33 protein-coding genes are annotated in these 18,085 nt (G+C 60.9%); 5 read left to right on the forward strand and 28 right to left on the reverse strand.

The window, feature by feature from the left end; genetic code table 11:
- Positions 1-3 precede the first annotated feature (3 nt).
- The 28 genes from LH20_RS04490 to LH20_RS04620 all read right to left on the reverse strand — a co-directional run bounded on the left by LH20_RS04490 (position 4) and on the right by LH20_RS04620 (position 15,146).
- Entirely contained in the window at positions 4-1,020 is a 1,017-nt protein-coding gene (locus tag LH20_RS04490) for a phage major capsid protein (protein ID WP_053553187.1), read from the reverse strand.
- A 10-nt stretch (positions 1,021-1,030) separates the two neighbouring features.
- Positions 1,031-2,191, reverse strand: coding sequence for a hypothetical protein (locus tag LH20_RS04495; protein ID WP_053553188.1), 1,161 nt, complete (start codon positions 2,189-2,191; stop codon positions 1,031-1,033).
- 1 nt (position 2,192) lies between these two features.
- Positions 2,193-2,579, reverse strand: a complete 387-nt coding sequence (locus LH20_RS04500; RefSeq protein ID WP_235527114.1) for an FmdB family zinc ribbon protein — start codon at positions 2,577-2,579, stop codon at positions 2,193-2,195.
- Between the two features lie 81 nt (positions 2,580-2,660).
- Positions 2,661-2,912: a hypothetical protein gene (locus LH20_RS04505; RefSeq protein WP_053553190.1), complete on the reverse strand. Its 252-nt coding sequence runs from the start codon at positions 2,910-2,912 to the stop codon at positions 2,661-2,663.
- Positions 2,909-3,118, reverse strand: a complete 210-nt coding sequence (locus LH20_RS04510) for a hypothetical protein (protein WP_053553191.1) — start codon at positions 3,116-3,118, stop codon at positions 2,909-2,911. The genes LH20_RS04505 and LH20_RS04510 overlap by 4 nt, the downstream gene beginning before the upstream one ends.
- 10 nt (positions 3,119-3,128) lie before the next feature.
- On the reverse strand, positions 3,129-3,329 hold the full coding sequence (locus tag LH20_RS04515) for a hypothetical protein (protein WP_053553192.1): 201 nt from the start codon (positions 3,327-3,329) through the stop codon (positions 3,129-3,131).
- On the reverse strand, positions 3,326-5,659 hold the full coding sequence (locus tag LH20_RS04520) for a hypothetical protein (RefSeq protein WP_053553193.1): 2,334 nt from the start codon (positions 5,657-5,659) through the stop codon (positions 3,326-3,328). Before LH20_RS04520 ends, LH20_RS04515 begins: the two co-directional genes overlap by 4 nt.
- Positions 5,656-7,125 carry a phage terminase large subunit gene (gene terL / locus LH20_RS04525; protein ID WP_053553194.1) on the reverse strand — a complete coding sequence of 490 codons (1,470 nt, stop codon included), beginning with the start codon at positions 7,123-7,125 and terminating at the stop codon, positions 5,656-5,658. The genes LH20_RS04520 and terL overlap by 4 nt, the downstream gene beginning before the upstream one ends.
- A complete protein-coding gene (locus tag LH20_RS04530; RefSeq protein WP_053553195.1) occupies positions 7,122-7,499 on the reverse strand; it encodes a hypothetical protein in 378 nt (125 codons plus the stop codon). The genes terL and LH20_RS04530 overlap by 4 nt, the downstream gene beginning before the upstream one ends.
- A gap of 51 nt (positions 7,500-7,550) precedes the next feature.
- Positions 7,551-7,817, reverse strand: a complete 267-nt coding sequence (locus LH20_RS04535; RefSeq protein WP_053553196.1) for a tail fiber protein — start codon at positions 7,815-7,817, stop codon at positions 7,551-7,553.
- A gap of 241 nt (positions 7,818-8,058) precedes the next feature.
- The gene (locus LH20_RS04540) at positions 8,059-8,265 is read right to left on the reverse strand and encodes a hypothetical protein (protein ID WP_144423512.1); all 207 of its coding nucleotides are present in this window, start codon (positions 8,263-8,265) and stop codon (positions 8,059-8,061) included.
- 44 nt (positions 8,266-8,309) lie between these two features.
- Positions 8,310-8,645, reverse strand: a complete 336-nt coding sequence (locus LH20_RS04545) for a hypothetical protein (protein ID WP_053553198.1) — start codon at positions 8,643-8,645, stop codon at positions 8,310-8,312.
- 15 nt (positions 8,646-8,660) lie between these two features.
- Positions 8,661-8,894 carry a hypothetical protein gene (locus tag LH20_RS04550; RefSeq protein WP_053553199.1) on the reverse strand — a complete coding sequence of 78 codons (234 nt, stop codon included), beginning with the start codon at positions 8,892-8,894 and terminating at the stop codon, positions 8,661-8,663.
- Positions 8,891-9,211 (reverse strand): hypothetical protein, encoded by a 321-nt coding sequence (locus LH20_RS04555; RefSeq protein ID WP_053556089.1) that lies wholly within the window; start codon positions 9,209-9,211, stop codon positions 8,891-8,893. Before LH20_RS04555 ends, LH20_RS04550 begins: the two co-directional genes overlap by 4 nt.
- Before the next feature lie 184 nt (positions 9,212-9,395).
- Positions 9,396-9,959: a hypothetical protein gene (locus tag LH20_RS04560; RefSeq protein ID WP_053553200.1), complete on the reverse strand. Its 564-nt coding sequence runs from the start codon at positions 9,957-9,959 to the stop codon at positions 9,396-9,398.
- A complete protein-coding gene (locus LH20_RS04565; protein WP_053553201.1) occupies positions 9,956-10,156 on the reverse strand; it encodes a hypothetical protein in 201 nt (66 codons plus the stop codon). The genes LH20_RS04560 and LH20_RS04565 overlap by 4 nt, the downstream gene beginning before the upstream one ends.
- On the reverse strand, positions 10,153-10,437 hold the full coding sequence (locus LH20_RS04570; protein WP_053553202.1) for a hypothetical protein: 285 nt from the start codon (positions 10,435-10,437) through the stop codon (positions 10,153-10,155). Before LH20_RS04570 ends, LH20_RS04565 begins: the two co-directional genes overlap by 4 nt.
- The gene (locus LH20_RS04575) at positions 10,430-11,083 is read right to left on the reverse strand and encodes a helix-turn-helix domain-containing protein (RefSeq protein WP_053553203.1); all 654 of its coding nucleotides are present in this window, start codon (positions 11,081-11,083) and stop codon (positions 10,430-10,432) included. Before LH20_RS04575 ends, LH20_RS04570 begins: the two co-directional genes overlap by 8 nt.
- Entirely contained in the window at positions 11,080-11,292 is a 213-nt protein-coding gene (locus LH20_RS04580; RefSeq protein ID WP_053553204.1) for a hypothetical protein, read from the reverse strand. Before LH20_RS04580 ends, LH20_RS04575 begins: the two co-directional genes overlap by 4 nt.
- Entirely contained in the window at positions 11,292-11,468 is a 177-nt protein-coding gene (locus tag LH20_RS23910) for a hypothetical protein (protein ID WP_235527115.1), read from the reverse strand. The genes LH20_RS04580 and LH20_RS23910 overlap by 1 nt, the downstream gene beginning before the upstream one ends.
- Before the next feature lie 474 nt (positions 11,469-11,942).
- Positions 11,943-12,314 carry a DUF1064 domain-containing protein gene (locus tag LH20_RS04590; protein WP_144423513.1) on the reverse strand — a complete coding sequence of 124 codons (372 nt, stop codon included), beginning with the start codon at positions 12,312-12,314 and terminating at the stop codon, positions 11,943-11,945.
- Entirely contained in the window at positions 12,311-12,541 is a 231-nt protein-coding gene (locus LH20_RS04595) for a hypothetical protein (protein WP_053553206.1), read from the reverse strand. Before LH20_RS04595 ends, LH20_RS04590 begins: the two co-directional genes overlap by 4 nt.
- Positions 12,538-13,320, reverse strand: coding sequence for a DNA cytosine methyltransferase (locus LH20_RS24375; RefSeq protein WP_083455294.1), 783 nt, complete (start codon positions 13,318-13,320; stop codon positions 12,538-12,540). Before LH20_RS24375 ends, LH20_RS04595 begins: the two co-directional genes overlap by 4 nt.
- A complete protein-coding gene (locus LH20_RS24380; protein ID WP_083455295.1) occupies positions 13,317-13,502 on the reverse strand; it encodes a hypothetical protein in 186 nt (61 codons plus the stop codon). The genes LH20_RS24375 and LH20_RS24380 overlap by 4 nt, the downstream gene beginning before the upstream one ends.
- On the reverse strand, positions 13,499-14,218 hold the full coding sequence (locus LH20_RS23245; protein ID WP_144423514.1) for a DNA-methyltransferase: 720 nt from the start codon (positions 14,216-14,218) through the stop codon (positions 13,499-13,501). The genes LH20_RS24380 and LH20_RS23245 overlap by 4 nt, the downstream gene beginning before the upstream one ends.
- Entirely contained in the window at positions 14,211-14,447 is a 237-nt protein-coding gene (locus LH20_RS04610) for a hypothetical protein (RefSeq protein ID WP_053553209.1), read from the reverse strand. Before LH20_RS04610 ends, LH20_RS23245 begins: the two co-directional genes overlap by 8 nt.
- Positions 14,444-14,926 (reverse strand): helix-turn-helix domain-containing protein, encoded by a 483-nt coding sequence (locus tag LH20_RS04615; RefSeq protein ID WP_053553210.1) that lies wholly within the window; start codon positions 14,924-14,926, stop codon positions 14,444-14,446. Before LH20_RS04615 ends, LH20_RS04610 begins: the two co-directional genes overlap by 4 nt.
- Positions 14,919-15,146: a hypothetical protein gene (locus LH20_RS04620; RefSeq protein ID WP_053553211.1), complete on the reverse strand. Its 228-nt coding sequence runs from the start codon at positions 15,144-15,146 to the stop codon at positions 14,919-14,921. Before LH20_RS04620 ends, LH20_RS04615 begins: the two co-directional genes overlap by 8 nt.
- Positions 15,147-15,489: 343 nt before the next feature.
- On the opposite strand from LH20_RS04620, the gene LH20_RS04635 reads away from it, so the two are divergent.
- The 5 genes from LH20_RS04635 to LH20_RS04655 all read left to right on the forward strand — a co-directional run bounded on the left by LH20_RS04635 (position 15,490) and on the right by LH20_RS04655 (position 18,083).
- Positions 15,490-16,167 (forward strand): hypothetical protein, encoded by a 678-nt coding sequence (locus LH20_RS04635; RefSeq protein ID WP_158501098.1) that lies wholly within the window; start codon positions 15,490-15,492, stop codon positions 16,165-16,167.
- An 881-nt stretch (positions 16,168-17,048) separates the two neighbouring features.
- Complete coding sequence (locus tag LH20_RS04640) at positions 17,049-17,357, forward strand: hypothetical protein (protein WP_053553215.1); 309 nt, start codon at positions 17,049-17,051, stop codon at positions 17,355-17,357.
- A gap of 32 nt (positions 17,358-17,389) precedes the next feature.
- A complete protein-coding gene (locus LH20_RS04645) occupies positions 17,390-17,668 on the forward strand; it encodes a hypothetical protein (RefSeq protein ID WP_053553216.1) in 279 nt (92 codons plus the stop codon).
- Positions 17,665-17,862 carry a hypothetical protein gene (locus tag LH20_RS04650; protein WP_053553217.1) on the forward strand — a complete coding sequence of 66 codons (198 nt, stop codon included), beginning with the start codon at positions 17,665-17,667 and terminating at the stop codon, positions 17,860-17,862. Before LH20_RS04645 ends, LH20_RS04650 begins: the two co-directional genes overlap by 4 nt.
- The gene (locus LH20_RS04655; RefSeq protein WP_053553218.1) at positions 17,859-18,083 is read left to right on the forward strand and encodes a hypothetical protein; all 225 of its coding nucleotides are present in this window, start codon (positions 17,859-17,861) and stop codon (positions 18,081-18,083) included. Before LH20_RS04650 ends, LH20_RS04655 begins: the two co-directional genes overlap by 4 nt.
- Positions 18,084-18,085 lie beyond the last annotated feature (2 nt).

An 18,085-nucleotide genomic window follows, 5' to 3' on the forward strand; every position in this document is an offset into this window, starting at 1 on the left:
TCCTTATTCTTCATTGGTGAGGATGCGGTAGGAGAACAGCGGGTTCTCAAGAACCAGCTGGCCCGACCAAACGATGCCCTGCGCGATGGCGTCCTGATTGATAGGACGCATCCCGTTGCCCGGGTGGAAGGGCACGAAGGCCTGACCCGGAAACTCGTAAAGGGCGAGACCCTGCGTATCGATGCCGATGATCGTATCCGCGGGCATGACGTTGCCGATACCGCCCGCTGCCACGATGTCCACCGGACCAGCCGGGGTCATGTAGGTGAGGCCAGCAAAGCCGAGACGCGCGAGACGCTCCGAGGCGAGGCGCTGGTGCGCCACGAACGAAGCCGAAATCGGCGCATAAGCGTTGGCGTCGGCGATCAGCAGGTCGGCATAGCGACCGTTACGCGAACGGGCGAGGGCGATATGCTCGATAATCGGGCGCGCGGTCGTGCTGTCCCACGTCGTGTAGGGCGACACATCGCCGTTGGTGATGTCGAACGTGCTGGTTCGCCAGTTGGCGACATCGACACGGCTTACACCACCATAGATGCCGGTGTTCGGAGTGACCGGAATGGCACCGCCGAGACCGATCATCTGGCGGCCACCGGAACCGGTGCCGTCGCCGACGAGCGAGGTTTCGAACTCCTCTTTGACCGACTTTTCAGCAGCTTCCATGTAGAACGCCATGAGATCGACCACTTCTTCCTCGCCCGAGGTGTAAAGCAGTTCGGTCCCATTCAGCGAGAACATGCCGACTACGCGCGACCAGTTGAAAACCGCCGAATTGAGAAGCTCTTTCGGGGTGATCTCGATCTTGTCGTAGCCGGTGAACCACTGCGCCTGCAGCTTGTCGAACTCGACAGGCACACGAAGCTCGGGGCCTCCCGCGCGCTTGACCTTGATGCGGCCCTGATCGCGCAGAATGCGGGTGAGGGGGGTTGCGTTGTAAACGATGTCCTGGATCGCCTTGGATCGGCGAGCCGTGGCAGCGGTGAGTAGCTGCCCATAATTGCGATCTGGATTGATCGGCATGACTAAGCTCCTAGGCTCTCATGCGCCTGAGCTCTTTTCGGATGGAGTCCTCGATACTTTCACCACTTGCGGCTACCGAATCGACATCCTCCGACACTGAGCCGGGCGATGATTTGATGGATTTGGCGGAGCCGCCGAAGTCATTGTCAGCGCGGCGATCAGTAGCAGGCTCGTCGGTGGTCGCTGGTCCGGCATTGGAGGCGGGATTGATCCGCTCAGCCATGTCGTAAGCCGCAGCGAGCCGTTCGGACGGGCTCAGGCTGTGCGGGATCTTACCAGAAGCGAGAAAAAACGCAATATCTGGTTCGAGTTCCTTATATCTGGGATGTTTCGCGGCGAAGGGCTCGATAATCTCGCGCATAGCCGCCTCGGCCTTCATCTTCGCGACTTCCTGTTTCAGGGCTTCGACCTCGCTGTTGCCCTGCATCTGCTGCTGCTGGACAGCGCCTTGCTGGACGATCCTTTGATAGCCGTCCTGCCCCTGCTTCGCGATGAAGCTGGCGACATCGATCATGCTCAGCGGCTGCCCATCGGCCTTGCGCGGGCCTACCTCCGCGAGAATGGCATTCAGTGCAGCAATCGGGTTCTGCTGCATCATGTTCTCGATCTGGTTGAGCTTGATGAGGCTTTCTTTCAGGTCGCGCCCATTGCTCCTGGCCAGCTCGTCGAACTCGCGCAGGTCGTCATATCGCTTGTAGGATTCGGTCGCCTGCTCAGCCTCGGCGAGAACGCGGTTGATTTCCGCTTTTACCTCGTTGGGAGTGTTTCGCCAAAGCTCCTTGGCGCGTGGCAGAAAGCTGGCCGGGGCATCGGGGTGGCGGGACTTGCCTTCCTTTGTTTCGGCCTCGCCCTTTTCGCCATCGCCCTTTTCGCCATTGGCCGGCTTCTCATCGGCTTTATCGGCCTCGCCCTTGTCATCCTCTTTCTCTTTCGCCTCGGTCTTCTTGTCGGCGGGCTCGGGCTTTTCCTCTTTCGCCGCAGCGTCGTCCTTTTCAGGCTCCTTGGCTGCGTCCGTCTTGTCCGCATCCTTGGGCTCGTCCATTTCCTTCAAGGCCGCATCGATGTCGTCGCGCGTGCTCGGGATCGTCGTCGGCTCGGCAATCTTGGGCGTACCAGCCCCGCCAGCGCTCGGGGTGGGCTCAGTGTCGATCGTGGTCGAAAGCTCGGTCATGTCAGTCCTCCAAAATCACAGGTTGGGGGACGTTCCCGTTCCGCACGTCCGCCATTGCTGCGCGAATGTCATCCCGGCGCTGCTTCGGGTCGAAATCGTAGGTTTTGCTCGGCAATTCCTCATTGTGTCCGAGCTCGAAATATCGTTCGCCCTTCGCGTTCCCTTCGGGGGTCAGGCTGTGGCGATAGGAGGCGAGGCTGTCGTGCAGCTTCCCGTCCGCGCCCATGCGGGGATCTATGCAGTCCGACACCACCAACGGGGCCGATACCATCCGGGAAGCACCCGCCCCGCACGCGCAGGATTGAACATCGTCAAACTGCGCGAGCGGGACGAAGCGCTCGAAGCGGTGGCCCTCGCCGCACCGGAAATCATACAAGGGGATAAGCACCTCCCGCCGCGTCGACATGCTTCCAAAGCTGCCGATTGCGAATCTTGCTTATGATTTGAGGTCGAAGCTGCACGGCCATGACTAGAATGCGACTCCCTTCTGGAAGTCCCAGCCAGCACTCCAGGCGTCCCGGAGAGCGCCCTTTCCGTGCGGGGCGCTCCGGCGCTCGATCCCCGAAAGCTGCGCGCGGCGGCCCTGCTCGTAAGCTGCGCGCTCTGCATCGGTGAGCGGCTTTGTTTCCGGCTCACGGGGCTTTGCAGAGGGCTTCGCAGCCGGTTTCGACTGGACCTTCTTTGTGGGCTTTGCGGGCTTTGCCGCCTTCTTCGCCGTCATGCCGCCGGGATCGCCGCGCCGATAGCGTCAGCGAATTCCTGCAGGTTGCCGCCAGCGAACTCGAAATTCGCCTCATCGACAGCCGCGACGGTAACCGCCGTTGCCGGCACAGTCACGCCAGCCACCGCGGCATTAATCTGGCTGACCAGTTCCGCGGCCAGTTCGGGCACCATGCCCAGCTCAATCAATCGTCGTGCATCTGCCATTTTCAGTCTCCTATGCGGTAGTGATTTCGGTGATCTCGCCATCGGTGACCGTGAAGGTCACATCCTTGGCGACGCCATCGACGAGCATGTTGATCGTCTGCTCGTTGCTGACGGCTACCGCTGAGCCGCCGACAAGGGTGACCGGCGTGCCCATCCCTGTCGGGGTGACAGGCGTGCCGTTGTTCGTGATCGTGACGGGAATCCCGCTCATTGCTGCGCTCCCTGCTGCTCGGTGAATTGCTGTTGACGATCCGCCCGGCTCTCTCCGCGCTCGCGGAAATCGCGCTCGGTGGCGGCTTGTTCGGCGGCCATGACATTATCGACCTGACGCTGCTGCGACTGCTCGGCCGCCTGATATTCCGACAGGTCCTGTTTCCGCTCGTCGAGCCCGATGGACGCGAGTATCTTTGCGGTTTCGGCGGTGAGCTTGTTGATCTCGGCCTGCTGCTTGTCGCCCTTCTGGGCCATCTCAGCGAGTTGCAGGCGCAGTTTTTCAGCCTCCATCTGCGCCTTCACCGCATCGGCCTGCGCCTTCGACTGCAGTTCGGTGACCTTGTTCTGCAGCTCGGCCTGCTTAAGCTGCGCGTCCGCCTGCACCTTCGCCATCGCGGCCTGCGCCTTCGCCATTTCCGCTTCCGCGAGCTTGTTCTGCGCGGCAATCAGTTCCTCGCTCTCGCCCTGTTGTCCGGCAGCATTGGCAGCCATCTGTGGGGCCTGATCGATGAACTCCTCGATAGCCCCATCAAACTCACGGCCAGCCCGGTAAGGCGCGAGAACGAATTTCATCATCGCCCCGGCGAGCTTCGCGCCCGCCTCGCCCATGCTCGCGAGCCCCATGAGCGACTGCGATGCGGTGGCAAACTCGGCCATGAACTCGTTGCGGGATTGCTTTTCCTGCAGTTCGTCGGTGAGGATCGTGCTGCTGCTCTCGATCTCGAATATGAAGTTGCGCGCACGATCGTCGCGCAAAAGGTCAACAACGTCCTCAATCGCGACCTGCTGCTCCGCCTGCTGGAGCATCGGCCCATATTTGGCGAGGATTTGCTGCTGGGCCTGCTGGACGGCCTGCTGCGCCTGCGCGGGATCCTGCATCTGCCCCGCCGTCTGCTGGGCTTTCTTGCCCAACTCCTTGATCTCCGCCTCGGCGGCTTCCTCGATTTTCTTGATGCGCTGCTTGATCTCGGCCCGCGTCGGTATCTCCATCTGCGACATGGCGAGCATCTGCTTCTGCGGGAATTTCTCGGCGATAATCTCCGCCGCGATCTTCACCGCGTCAGCCGCAACCCGCTGGAGCTCAGAGCTCCTTTCGCGAACGCGCACCGATCCGTATTGAGATTTAAGCTGCTGGGCGCCGAGCGTCTCGTCGGGGTCGGTCGCGCCGCGCATGATGTCGGCAATGCCGGAAAGCTCGTAGAAATTCTGGATCAGTGTCGCCCGCGCTTCGATGAGCCCCTGAATAGCCTGCGCGAGCTCGTTGAGCGGGAGCCATGCCACAAAGCCCTCCGCGCCCTGCTGCATCGCTGCCTGTGGGACAGGCACCAAAAGGCTGTCATCCACATCGGAGCGGATAAGCTGCTCGACCGCATCGCCAACATCCCCGCCAGCCGGGATGAGCCCCTTCATCCGCACCTTGTCGAGCAGCGAATAGATGCGGCGGGTTAGCTCGCTGATCTTGCTGAAATGGACCGCGTAGCGCCTCCAGTCCGGTACAGGGATCAGGCTGCGGCGTTCTGTCGTCGCATAAGCGGGTTTCGGGCAGGGGAAGAACCCCGCCAGGTCAAGATGGGGCTTGCCGCTGTCGAGAAGAACGTCGACACCCTCGGTTACCCAGAAGACCTTGCCCTCGGCCTTGTGCCAGACCTCCCACACCTTGGCCTTGGGCGCGTTGGCGCGCTCGTCGCGGAGATTATCTTCGCGATCCCGGCGCTTGGTGAAATTTGCATCCTGATACGCATCGCCGCTCGTCTTGCGGAAGCGCTGGCGCATCTCGCGCTTCGTCATCCACGACGCCGCGGCAACCCACCCGACTTCGGACCACTTGCGCGCGGGCTCATGCAGGAAGTCGAGCCGGTCTTTGTGCTCGACGCAAATCTGGTGATCGCCGTCCGTGACTTCGTGCCGCATCCACAGCGCACCGCGTCCAGCGAACAGAAGATCATCGCGCGCCTGAATCATCACGTCGTTGATGTCGGTGCGCTTGAACACCGATACTGCGCAGCGTTCGAGCAATTCCGCCGTCGTGCTGTTGACCGGCTTCCCGTCCTTGAACAGCGGCGCAACCACAGGCTGGGGAGGGCGCGCATAAACGGCGGGCTTCAATACCTCAAACGACGCCCAGAAAAGATCGAGCTCGCTATCGCGCCAGTCGTAGCCGTCGATGAAGGCGCGCAGTGTGTCGCCCTCAAGGCTGTAGATCTCGTCGATGACCTGGCATGTCGTCTGCCACTCGCGGAAAGTGTCCTCCGCCTTGCTGATCGCGGACAGTATCGCTTTCGACGATTTCGGCTCGTCGGCGGGAAGCAGGTCGTCGTCTTCGGTCATCGCCTCGTCCTCAAGGGGGGCGCAATCACGCCGTCAGATACGACCAGCGGAGCCCTGACAGTCTTCGGGCGGGCCTCTTTCGGGCGCTCACCCATCATCATGCGGTCGAGCAGCTGGCCGACGAGCCCGAGCGCATCGACCTGATCGTCGTGCACGCCCACAGGGAAGCTCATCAGTTCGGATTTGAAGTCGGAGAACCATTCGGCATTGCGGGGATAACGAAGCCCCTGCATCGCCATGCGGCCACGGATAGACTGAGCCCGCACTGCCTTGTCGCCGCGTGTCGGGAATTGCTCGCGGGCCGTATAACTGCCTGTTTCCAGCATCTGCTTGATGAGGAACGGGCCGACGCCGCTCTTGATCTGGCCCGTTTCCTCGGCCCAGCCGATAGGGTGCCACTTGCGGACCAGCGCGCAGAAGCTATCCACCCAGACATTCGAAGCCGCCTGCGCGCGCCACAGGTCGAGCAGGTAAATCTTGCCCTCGCTGTCGACCCCGACGACGACATGAACGGTGTAGTCTCCGCCGTCGGCCGTTACCGCATAGTCTGAGCCGCCATAGATCGCGAGTTGATCGCGGGGCGGGATATGATCGACGGGGATAAGCCAGTCGGCCTTGAAATAGTCGCCGGTCTCGGGCGTGGGCCGCTGCTGGTAGAGGGCCGACCAGTCACGCGAGGGGAGCGCGCGCTTGATCCGTTCCAGCGCCTCGAAGGGGTATTGCTCGGGCCACAGCGCTTCGCCGTTGTCATTGATTGCCGGCAGGTTGAGCACCGTCCAGCCTTCGTGCGCGTGCTCCTCCTGCAGCCAGCCCGAAAGGTCATCCTCGTGCCATCGGGTTTGAATGATGACGATCCGCCCGCCCGGCATGAGGCGCGTGTATGCGGTCGATGTATACCAATCTTTCGTTTTCTTGCGGATGACCTCGGATTCAGCATCCTCGCGGTTCTTTACCGGGTCGTCGATCAGCAGCAGGTGCGCGCCGCGGCCAGTGAGAGGGCCACCGACGCCCACCGCGTAAAATGCCCCCCGCTGCGTCGTGACGTGCTCAAAGCCGCCGAGGGTAGCCGAACCCTCGATATGGAAGCGCTTGGCGCTCTTGCTGTCGTCGGCGAGCCCTACGCCGGGGAAAACAGCCTTGAAACTCGGATCCTCGATCTGGTTCTTGACCTTGCGCCCGAAATCGTCGGCGAGCTCCTGCGCATAGGTCGCCGTGACGACGTAGTGATCGGGGTTGCGCCCTATATACCACGCCGGGAAAAACTCGCTCGCCAGCATAGATTTGCCGTGGCGGGGCGGCATGGTGATCATGAGGCGGGTTATCTCGCCGCGCTCGACGGCCTCGAGGTGGCGCGCAATAAGCCGATGATGGGGCGCGTCCTGGTAGCTGGGCCATTGATAGGCCGCGTAAGCAATGAGGCGCGAGAAAGCGAAATCCTCGGCGGTGAGGGCATGGGCCGCGCTCATTGGTCGGCCCTCGTCGCGGCGGCAACGGCGGCGTCGCGTTGCTCCTTCGTGCTGGTCTCGATCCCGCCGCTATGCTCAACCTCGCGCTTGTCCCGCCAATCCTCGGGCCCCGCGTTCTTGAGCGCAAAGATGGTCGAGGTAACGACGGGCCCGGCGTCGGCGGTGAGCAGGCGGCGCTCGAGGAAAAGCTGCCGTTTTGCCTGTGCGAGCTTTACAGTGTCCGCAAATTCTGGGTGGCGCTCCATCCACTCATAGACGCGCTGGCGGTGGATATTGAGCTCGGCAGCGCTCGCGGCAAGCGAAAGTCCACCCTCCATCAGTCCAAGGATCTTGTCGCCAAGGTCTGGCGTAAAGTCAGTCGGTCGGCCTGCCATAGCGGCCAACCATTTACATCACGATTTTTTGCCCCGTAACGGGGGATTAAATCAGCTCTGCGCTCTCATATCTGGCAGGCGGAAGAAGCCACGTCGGTAATCAGGGTTATCCCGCTCTACATATTTCTTGCGCGGTGTGAGGCCTACCCAACGGCGGATGCGTTCAATCATTCCCGCCGGGACCTCATCGCGGATTATGGGGGGACAGTAGCGATTGCCGACAACCTGAAACAGCTCCGGATATTCACTCGCGCTAACGTGCTGGCCAGCGAGAGGAAGATAGTTATCGCCGAAATCCCCTGCGATGGGAATGACCATACCAACCCGGCCAACGCCTTCGCGAGCGCAGATTCCATAATTAATTTGAGCGCCACTCATATCGCACCAAGCTTTCTCAGGTCCGAGACGATCCTACGCGCCTCTCGATAGTCATACAAGCCGCAGCGGCGGGCGAGGCGGGCGAGTGATATGGGTTCGCCCGCCTGAGCGGCGCCGATATACTCCTCAAGCACCTGTCGGCGCCTGTGGGTCATCTGTCCTCGGGGGCGGCCTCTTGCCATCAGTCCCTATCCCGGTCTGGCGCCACGCACCGCCAGAGGCGGCTGCTTTTCGGCGTAATGCTCTGGCGGAGGCCGTTGTCGTCGTAATAGACGTATATAATTTCCCATCCGGCCATCATTTGTTTGGTGATGACAGTCTTGTTCGTGGCCTTTTCCATGCAAAGCACTCGCTTGGGCTCCGGAGCGCAGGCGGCGATCAGGAACATTGCAGCGAGCATTGTGAGGCTCACCCCCTTTGCCAACGTCCCGATCACAGCCGGGCGAGCCTTTCGACCTGGTAGCGGATGCGGTAGGCAACATCGTCGATATCGCTCAGGACATTGCGGAGCGCGTCCATCTCGCCATCGGGGCCGACACCAACTTGGCTCAGCTCGTCATCCTTCTCAGGCCGCGATCCGAGGATGCGGTCAAGGTGGCGGTTCAGGTTTTCGTGCAGGTCTGCCAGATTCTTGTGCGTCTGATGGGCGCGCTCGATCGCGTTGCGCAGTTCGGGTGTCGAGGTGCTGTTCCCCAGCATCACGCCAGCGCGATCCAGCCCGCGGTCTATCGCGTCGAACCTCGCCACAGCTTTCGCAAAATCGTCCATCTTCATTCTCCTTCTTCAAATCTCAGGTGGGTTCCGGCGCTCAGCAGGGACGATCACATATCCTGCCTCGGTTATGGCGGTGAGAGCGGCTTGGGCGTTGGTTCGGGCGGCGTCCTGATAGACCCTGTGCTGACCCGGAAAGTTGTCGAGCGGGTGTTTGCCATCGACCTCTCCGAACCAGTCGGGATCGATCGCCCGCGCTATCGCCTCTACCAGCGTGTCGCTCGCTATGGTGCTGGGGGGATTCATGCGACGGGTTCATAGGTTGCGGCGAAAATCTCCGGCTTGCACGGATAGAGCTCGCCCGCGACGCCACGGATGATCCAATCACCGACCGACGCGATATGATGTCCCTCAAGCGTGACGACCATGAGCTGGGGATTGTCGCCCGCAAGGTCGAGGAACACGGCACCAGCCTCGCTTTCCCGCTTTGCCATCCCTTCGGTCAGCCAATCCGGCGGTGCGAACGAATGGTCGAACATCGGTTGCAGATGACCTTCGACGGGTTCCCATCCATTGTATTGAACTGCCTCGATAACGACCGGCTTTTTGCGGTATTTTGCCATCTTCATTCCTCCTCAAATCTCAGGTTGGTTATGTCGAAAGGCTCACCACGATCTCGCCAGTCCAGTTGATCGGCGGAGTAGGTCCAGCGGCTGATTTGCCCGCATCGAAACCGAACGCGGAGGCGTCTTGCGGTGCGGGGCTGCCGCCAGCGGGTGATGATCCAGCGCTTTCGGGGGCGGGCCGTCACCCCTTCACCCTCCCAACGCCAGTCATGGCAGCCCAGACCGCATCGGCGTAGGCGGCCAGCGATCCCGAACCTTCGTCTGGCGTCTCGTTGGCGCCAGCGGCCAACATCGCTTCGGTCGGTTCAAGCGGGAATACGTCGAATCCCGAGGCTCGCAGCGCGTGCAGACATGTCCGTATCGCGTTTCGCTTCTGGGTGCGCTCGTTGGGCTTCAGTTCGTCCCACGAGCGCGATGACGGGCGGCTGTTCGCGATCCAGTGGGCGCGGGCCATGATTTCTATGGGGTCGGTCACGGGTTGCTCCTTTTCGACGGCAAGGCCCTCAATCAGGTCGGCCAATTTCCGCCCATCGGGGTCTTCCGGGTGGTCCTCAATGCGGTCGCGGATGCGGATATGCTTCACGCCGGGGCATTTCCCGATGGCCTGCATCGCTTTGGTCGCGGCCTCTTGCGTGTCGGCATAGGCGGCGTTCTGCCAGCCTATTGCCTCATGGTTCGGCCAGCCTGTCGTTTGGACAACGAACCTCTGGCCCTTGTCGCCTATGCGTTCGGGAGGGAGCGTCATGACAGCGCCCACCCAAGGCCGAAATAGACCATCCAGACGAAGCACGTTCCAAGCAGCGACAGAAGGGCGATCAAAGCGCCGCCTATGTCGGGGAGATAGCCACCCCGCACAGGCTCGTAGCGGAGCGTCGGCCACCATGCGGCGATCGTCAGGGCCAGCGGTAACAGCCACCATCCAAATTCAATCGTGAACGTCATTCGACATAGCCGGGGTGGCGATCTATTGTGGCGCGCAAAGATGGCGCGCGCGGTGCCGAGCGCCGCGGCTCATCCTCGAATGCCTTGCGGCAATCGAGGTAGCGCTGCGTCGAGCCGTCCGGCATCTCGCGCTTGTTGACGAACCAGTGGTTGCCTAGCGCGATGGTGAAGCTCATCCGGTTGAGCGTCGCCGCATAGTTTTCGAGGAACGACAGGTCGATGGCCCCGCCGCCGTCCCCGCCATTCTGCTGGCGCCGGACCATGATTGCATTGCTAGCCATATGCGCCCTCCAGGAGCTTGGTGAATGATTTGGATTGCAGGAAGAAATCGAAGTCTGCCTTCCAGTCGGTCTTCTCGCCCCGGCAGAAGGGCGAGCGCTCGATGGCGTCCAGCGCCGCGGCGAAGTCGTCTGGAGGATGCTGCGCGATCATCGTTCGGAGACGCTTGCGGCGAGCGTCTGTCAGCCGCACGACCTTGGCGAGACCAATCCGGCTTGCCGTGTCGTTCCATGCCTCAACGACATGCTCAGGTTTCAAAGCCTCAGAATTTTCGTCGGGGGGCGTATCAGCGTTAGCTGATACAGGGGGAATGGAGGTTCTTGATGGTTTGGGTGCAGATTTTGCGGGGGTTTGACGCAATTTCTGCGGGGGTGCAGATTTTGCGGGGGTGCAGATTTTGCGGGGGTCGAGAATGTATTTCGGGCTGGTCCCGTTTCGACCTTCGATCTCGAAATAACCCTGTTCCTTGAGCCACTTCAGCGCTGTCTGAACCGTGCGTTCTGACTTGCTCGTCTTGCGCATGATAGTGGCGACAGAAGGCCAGCAGACTCCCTCGTCGTTGGCGTGGTCGCAAAGGCTCATGAGCACCATCTTTTCGGTGCTCCCGATGTCCAGATCCCACGCAGCTGAAAGGAGGCGGATGCTCATCTAGCCCTCTGCGCGTTGCGAAGGATCGCTTCGATGCACTTGTGATCGCGAGCCAGGATGCGCCCGATCGCCCTCAGGGATAGACCCTTGCCGCGAAGCTCAACGATGGCCTGGGCGCGGGCGCGACGGATCGGGTGGCGCTGTGAACGCCCCCGTAGATCCGCGATGCTGAGGCCGTGCGAGCGTGCAACGCTGGTCAGCGTGTCCATCAGAACCGCTCCTCCACCCACTCGCCCTTGACCCGCTGGATCGCGACGAACTGGAAAGGATACTGAGACGCCGCGACCTTGATCTTGACGCGCGCGTCGTCGGCATCACTTGGGAGAGCGGTTTGACGCCTGCTCTTTAGGGGTGGCCCAGCGGCAATTTCCTGGCTCGTAGTCACCGTCGTTGTCGATGCGATCAATCGACAGGCCGGGCCTCCAGCCTTGTCCCATGTCTGCGAGAAACCCCTCAAACGATGACCATTGCTGGCAAACTTTAATCCCGCGCCCGCCATATCGGTGGAATCGGTTATGGTTCGGATTGCCACATCGCGCGTGCATTTGCGCCCATGACGTATAGATCGGGCTAACCTTGCCCCCAGATGCATGGCCGTGGGTAGAGACCTTTTCAGCGACCTTTTTGTAGCGCGTGCACCCGCAACTTTGGACCGATCCATTCCGTAAATGCGATGTCCGAACACGCTTGGTATTTCCACAGTCGCACCGGCAGCGCCAAAAGACTCTGCCCTGCGCGTCGCGACCGTCTTGTTCTTGTGCAGTGAGTGTTCCAAACCTCTGTCCAGTCAAATCTAAAGCATTGTAATGCATGGCAATATCTCCATAAGTCCAATAGGACTTTGTTAGACCATTACCACTTAATATTCAACCGTCCTCCACCCGCCGCCTTCATTTTTGGGGATCGGGAAGGCGACCAGAAACCTGAACGGCATCACTGCGGATGCCGCCCTCACCTTGACCTTGGCGTCGTCCATGAAAATCCGGGGATGCCCTTTGACTTCATGGCATTCCAGTTGACCATTGCGGCTCAAGACGGCATAATCCGGCGTGTAAAAGCAGTTCTTGCCGATGCGGATTTTCCAAGGCTCGAACGCATACCAGAGGACTTCCCCCGCCTGCATCGCTGGCTTGAGAACATCATCTTCATAGGCGATTTCGGTCTTGTTGCGCTCACCCTGCTTTAGCCGACCGAGGGCGCGCATCCGCATCGAAGGTTTGAGGGCGATCATACCAACCCCTCCAGCCTGTAGCCGAGCGCCCGCCCGCGGCCTCCACCGCTTATGGTGACGCCTTTCTTCCTCATGTTGCAGATCATCACCTTGACCGACGTCGGGGTGCTGTCGAGCGCGCTGGCGATATCCTTGCAGGTCATTCGCTTGTCCCTGCGGATAAGCAGGTCAGCGATTGCCCGCTCGCCGCGCGTGAGGGTGTCTGGATCGCGCCTTGGGAGTCTCATGCGGCGAGCCTTTCCGCCTCAATGGAAGCGAGAATGGCGCGGCCGATCAGTTCGGGGATTTGAGGGACTACGGCGTTTCCGAGGGCCGCAAGTCGGTGTGGAACGTCGGGAACCCCATCATGTCTTCCACAAATTCTGGATTGGGGAAGATTGGATCGTCCGGGCCATCGCGCAAAACTTCCCTCAGGTTGGAGAAGCAGGTCCCGCTGCCCAAGTATCGGCCCTTCGGGGATCCCTTGCTGTCCGCACTCTTTGTTGGGGTAGGCAAGTACCCATACTCTGTCCCGTCGATGCCAGGCGCCAACGTAGGAAGCTGGTATGCAATGCCATTCCGCATCATACCCGAGCGAGGCCAGGTCTCCGAGAACTCTGCCAAACCATCCGCCACGTTGCTCAGTTGGGCCACTAAGCAGATTTGCGACGTTCTCCACGATGATGAAGGACGGTCGAATTTCGCCAGCCAATCGACAGATTTCAGACCAAAGGCCGCTTCGCGTGCCGCCCTCGATACCAGCTCGCAAGCCGGCGATGGAAACGTCTTGGCACGGGAAGCCGCCGGTAACGACATCGACGGCAATTCCATCAACATTGAGTCGCTGCGCGGTAAGCTCTCTGACGTCTCGATAGCAGGGGACGTCGGGCCAGTGCTTTGCAAGGACACGGCGGGGGAACTCCTCTATTTCACAGAAGGCGACGGTCTCGAAACCGCCCGTGCGCTCAAGCCCCAGGCTGAAACCTCCGATGCCGGAAAAGAGATCGAGGACTTTGAGCTTGCTCACCCCGCCCTCCGCTTTTCCCAGCCCTTGTGGGCGGCCTGAGAGCGTGCTTTCCGCCCCTCCCGACGACGAGCGAGAACCTTGTCCAGATCGGCTTCGGTGAGCACGACAGGACGGCGGCCAGCGACTGTGAGCGGGGCAGTGCGGGCGAGGGCGAAGCGAATGCGGCGGATGAGGCGGATCATGCTGCCTCTCCGTCCAGAAAGAGGTCGCCTTGACGCTGAGCGTCCTCGATGCGCTTGCAGGCTATGTCGAAAGCGTCGGGGCATATCTCTATGCCAATGAAATTCCGGCCTTCCCGCATACAAGCGACGCCCGTGGTGCCAGCCCCCATGAAGGGGTCACACACAGTGTCGCCTTCGCGGCTGTAATCGCTCACTAGAAGCTGCATTAGGCGCGTAGGCTTGCCGCCCATGCGTTCTTTGTCGTTCCAGCCTTCATTGGCGATATAGCCGCCGCGAAGGGTGCCCCATTTACTCTGCGCTTTAGTGCGCGAAACGACGATCCAGTCTGTCCATGAGCAAGGGCCATCACCTGCGAGCCTTACGCTGCGGCCAGAATGGAAATAAGGAAGTGGAGCAAAGGTTGTGCGACCAAGGCGATCAAATTCCCGCCTCAGCGGAGCGGCAAGTTCCGAGTCTGTCAGCCAAACGATCCAGCCGGGGCAATTATGGAGCAACGCAGCCAGCCTCAGAGCATCCGATTCAGATAGCGCGGAATAGCCTAGTTCGCGGGCAGCCGCTCCGTCACGGCGCCGCAGAGACTGCTTGTCGTGGGAGCCATGCGTCCGCTGACTATACGGCGGATCAGTGATAATGTGATCCGCAGCAATTCCTGGCAGCAGCTCAAGCGCATCCCCGCAATAGAGCGTCGCCCGCCCGATGGTGACAACCTCACTCACCGATCACCTCCGCGATCCGTGACGTGCGGACGGTCTTGTTACCGGCGATGATCGACCGAATGGCGCGCAGCTTTTCGATCGCGAGGCTCTGGCTGTCAGCGCAGCGAGCGTAAGCGGCGAGCGCTTCGTCATCACTCCCGAGGTCCGCCAGCTTCCCAGCGGTAAAGAACGCGCAAACCAGAAACCCTGCGATAGAGCCACCAAGGGCGAAGAGAATGTTGGTGATCATGCTGCGATCCCCAGCCGTTCGGCGCGGGCGATCAGAGAATTGACCAGTCGCTGCGTCGCCTTGAGGTCCGGCAGCATGTCCGCCAGTTCGATATGCGTGATTGCCGCACCGCCCTCGCTGTCGTCGTCGGTCGCGATCGAGAGTTTGTGCAGCGAGCCGGTGACCGCGGTAAGCGATACCCGCCCATCCGATGCATCCTTGGGCACGTTCCGGCCGCCGAAACAGGCCGACCAAGGATCGAGGCATTCGGGGCCGAAGCGCGCGCCGAGCTTGGCGATCGTTTCCTGATTGAGGTCGGTGCGCTCGTTGCGGACGTTGCGGATCGTGCCATCGCTGACGCCGAGAAGATCGGCCAGCGCCTCGTCTGTCAGTCCATGCTCGGCCTGCACCGACCGCACGATTTGCGCGAGGGCCGACCGAAGATCATTTCGGGTTGGCAGGGACATTGGCAGCAAGCCATTGCGGCGATCATCAGCCATTATAGCCTCCATGGAAGAAAGGAACGAGACGGCGGGCGGCGATGGTGCCGAGCCCGAAATCGATGAAAACCACGCGCGGCTCATCGGAGAAATCGTTGCCGATGCGGTTGCCGCGCTGGGAGCCGACAGGGCTATGACGCCCGGTGGCTGTGTGACTATTGGCCCGGACAGGGGGAATGAACTGTCCGGGCCAGCCGCGCGGGGGGAGCGCGGAACTCATGAACGGGGACCCTCAACTTCGAGCGCAAATGCGCGCCATGCGGACGCGACGGTCATGCTCAGAAGCAGGACCATCCACAGCACAAAGCCAGTGCTGTAATGACCTGCGCTATTGGCGGGTCGCTGGAGGTCACCTTCCGTTATGATCTCGAAGATGAGAACGACAAGGTACCCGCCCCATTGCGCCATCGTGGCCAGATGGATGCACGTCCAGAGCCACCCGCCCCGTGGTTCGCCCCCCGAGGTCATTATGCGCGCTCTTTTTGGGCTGGCCTGTATTCGGCCATGAAGCGGCGGATACGGTCCTCGGTATCGCCCCAGAGCCTTCGAGGGCGCGAGCGGCCTTGACCACGCAATTCCTTGATGAGCCTCCAGTCGCCAGCGGCCTCACGACCGAAAGTGCTTTCGGCCATGCCATGGGCGGCAATGAAGGTTTCGATCTCTGCCAAGATGGGGTGCTGTTCCATGGCCCCACTTTATTGCGTGTAATTACCCGCAGGTCAAGCCCACATGCGGGTGATTACACGATATTGCGGGAAAATACCCGCGAGTTGATAAGTGCGCTCATGGAAGGCGCGCCCAGAATTGACATAGATCGGCTGGTTGCCGACATGGAGGAATGCGTCAGGCGCACGTCAGGACGCCGCTTTTCGCTGAAGGCGACGGGCGGGCGAAACCCGGACTTTTATCGGAACTGGAAGGGTGGCCAGGACAAGCGGCTGTCCGCAGATGTATTCGCCGGAATTGTCACGGCGTTGGGGCGCGACCCCGGAGATTATATTGTTGGCTGGAGCCCCACACTAAGGTTGCCTAGTGCAACCGTGCTGACAAATACGTTCGCGACACTATTGGCCACGCTCGGTGTAGATCCCTACGAGGGCGAGCTCGCTCAAAAGCTTGGGCGGCAGTTTCCAGATGCTCTTCGAGACGTCTTAACTCTTCACGATCGGTTGGCCGACGAGTCGAGCTCGCCTCACGAAGAAGGCGCTCATGATCGCGACGAAGAGACTTTAGCACCATGACAATCGCCGCGCAGCGCAGGGTGCATCTCTCGCACTGCTCGGGGCACGCTGGTTCAATCAATTCGGTATTCAGGTTCATTCCATCCCCCACAGACGTTCTACGTTTGTTCTCTTGGTAATTCTCCAACATTTCAAGAGGGGGGTGACTGTTATCCACAGAGAACGAGCATTTGATATGCCGAATTTATTTGGGATCGTGGCGGGCAAAGTCCCTCCACCCGTTAGGGCCACTCCACTAGGGAATGAAACGGGTTGGCCCGCTGGCGCTCTCTGTCGTGTTTACCGTGTCACCGCTATCGGCGGTCAGTCGTGGCCCCCTCCGTTGGACAATGACAGCTTGTCGGCGTCCTTCCGAGGTCGAAAAATGACCGAAAAAAAATCGGCCGTGGCGCTGAGACACGTATATCCGGGTTGGCATCCAGCTAGCCTTCCCGAGGGGCGGGTGATACCCCCACGACACCCGTTTATCAGAGAAAACGACCCTCTTTGCGGGACTCGGCCTTTACCGGAACGAACTCGGTGCGCGGCGTACCCAAGGCAGCTTTTACGGCCACGGATAAAGCGCCAATTCGCATAACCGTTGCACCCTGGGGCCATTGTACGTATATCGTAACCCATGACGGCCTCCAGCAAATCGGCCGTTCGGGTGGGGGCTGGGTGCAAGACAAGCCTCCACCCACCCCTCTAGCACGAATCGCGAACAAAGCAAAACCCTCGGGAACGATCCGGGAACATATTGGCAACCGCCTTTCCCGGCGGGGTTTTTCGTGCCCGAAAGCCCTTTGCGGGTAGTTACACGCAATATTTGCTTGACGCGGGTAAATACCCGCATATACTGACCTCCATCAGACACCCCACGGGGAATGATGGAGGGAAACGAAATGGCTACCGCGCCGACACCCGAACAGAAGGAAGCCTTCGCCACCTACCGCGCCGCTCTGGCAAAGGTGCAGATCCACGACCGGATGAAGTCTTTCGAGACGATCCGCGCCATCTGCGACCGCGCGCTTGAGTGGGGACCGGAATACGAGGACGAAGCCCGCCTAGCCCTTGCCTACGCTCTCGATGACGTTCTGGACGTGGATAAGGCGCAGATCGAGGAGCTGGAGGACGAGTGCCGCGTCAACCATGAATTTGGTTGGGCCTACTGCGAGCGGAAGAGGGCTTTCGAGCGGGAGTGGGGGCTGTGAGCGCGCAGCACACTCCGGGGCCTTGGAAAGCGGTGACCGACCCGTTCCACTTTAACACCCTCTCGACCGTTGTCGGTGGCGGCCATGCAGAAAAGGGGCTCCAGCGCGCGATGATCGTGGAGGTCGGCGGCTATGCTGGCTGGCAAGAGCAAGAGGCCAATGCGCGGCTGATTTCCACGTCGCCGGACCTTCTGGCAGCCGTCTTCCAGTATCGCGACGATCTGATCCACCCTCTCAGCGAGGATAGCCGTGAGCGTCGCTTGGCAATGGTCAACGAGCTGATAGCGAAAGCAACGGGAGGCCAGCAATGACCCACCGCACCAACCTCGAGGCTTTCAACCGCGCCACCCACTCCGACGCCCTGCGCGAGATGCAGCTTGTCCCGGCAGGGGCAATGCGGCCCGTCGAGATCATCCGCACCATCCCCAAGCGTGAAATCGCAGGCTGGTTTCTTGTCTTTGGGATGCTGGCTGTGGTGGCGGCTGGCTGGGGGGTGGTGCTGTGAGCGCGCCCGACACCTATCGCGGCTGGACGATCAGCCAAGGCCGCTGGCCCGAACCGGCATGGTCGGCAGTCAGCCCGAACTATGACGCCTCTTGGGAAGGAGAGGAAGATGGCTGGGTCGACAACGGCGAGAAGGCCGATGCCCCGACGCGCGAGGCGCTGATCGAGGAAATCGACGCGTGGTTCGATGAGCATCCCTCTCAAATCACTGGAGAGCAATAATG

Origin of the sequence: Sphingopyxis sp. 113P3, assembly GCF_001278035.1 — a bacterium.
Classification (GTDB): Bacteria; Pseudomonadota; Alphaproteobacteria; order Sphingomonadales; family Sphingomonadaceae; genus Sphingopyxis.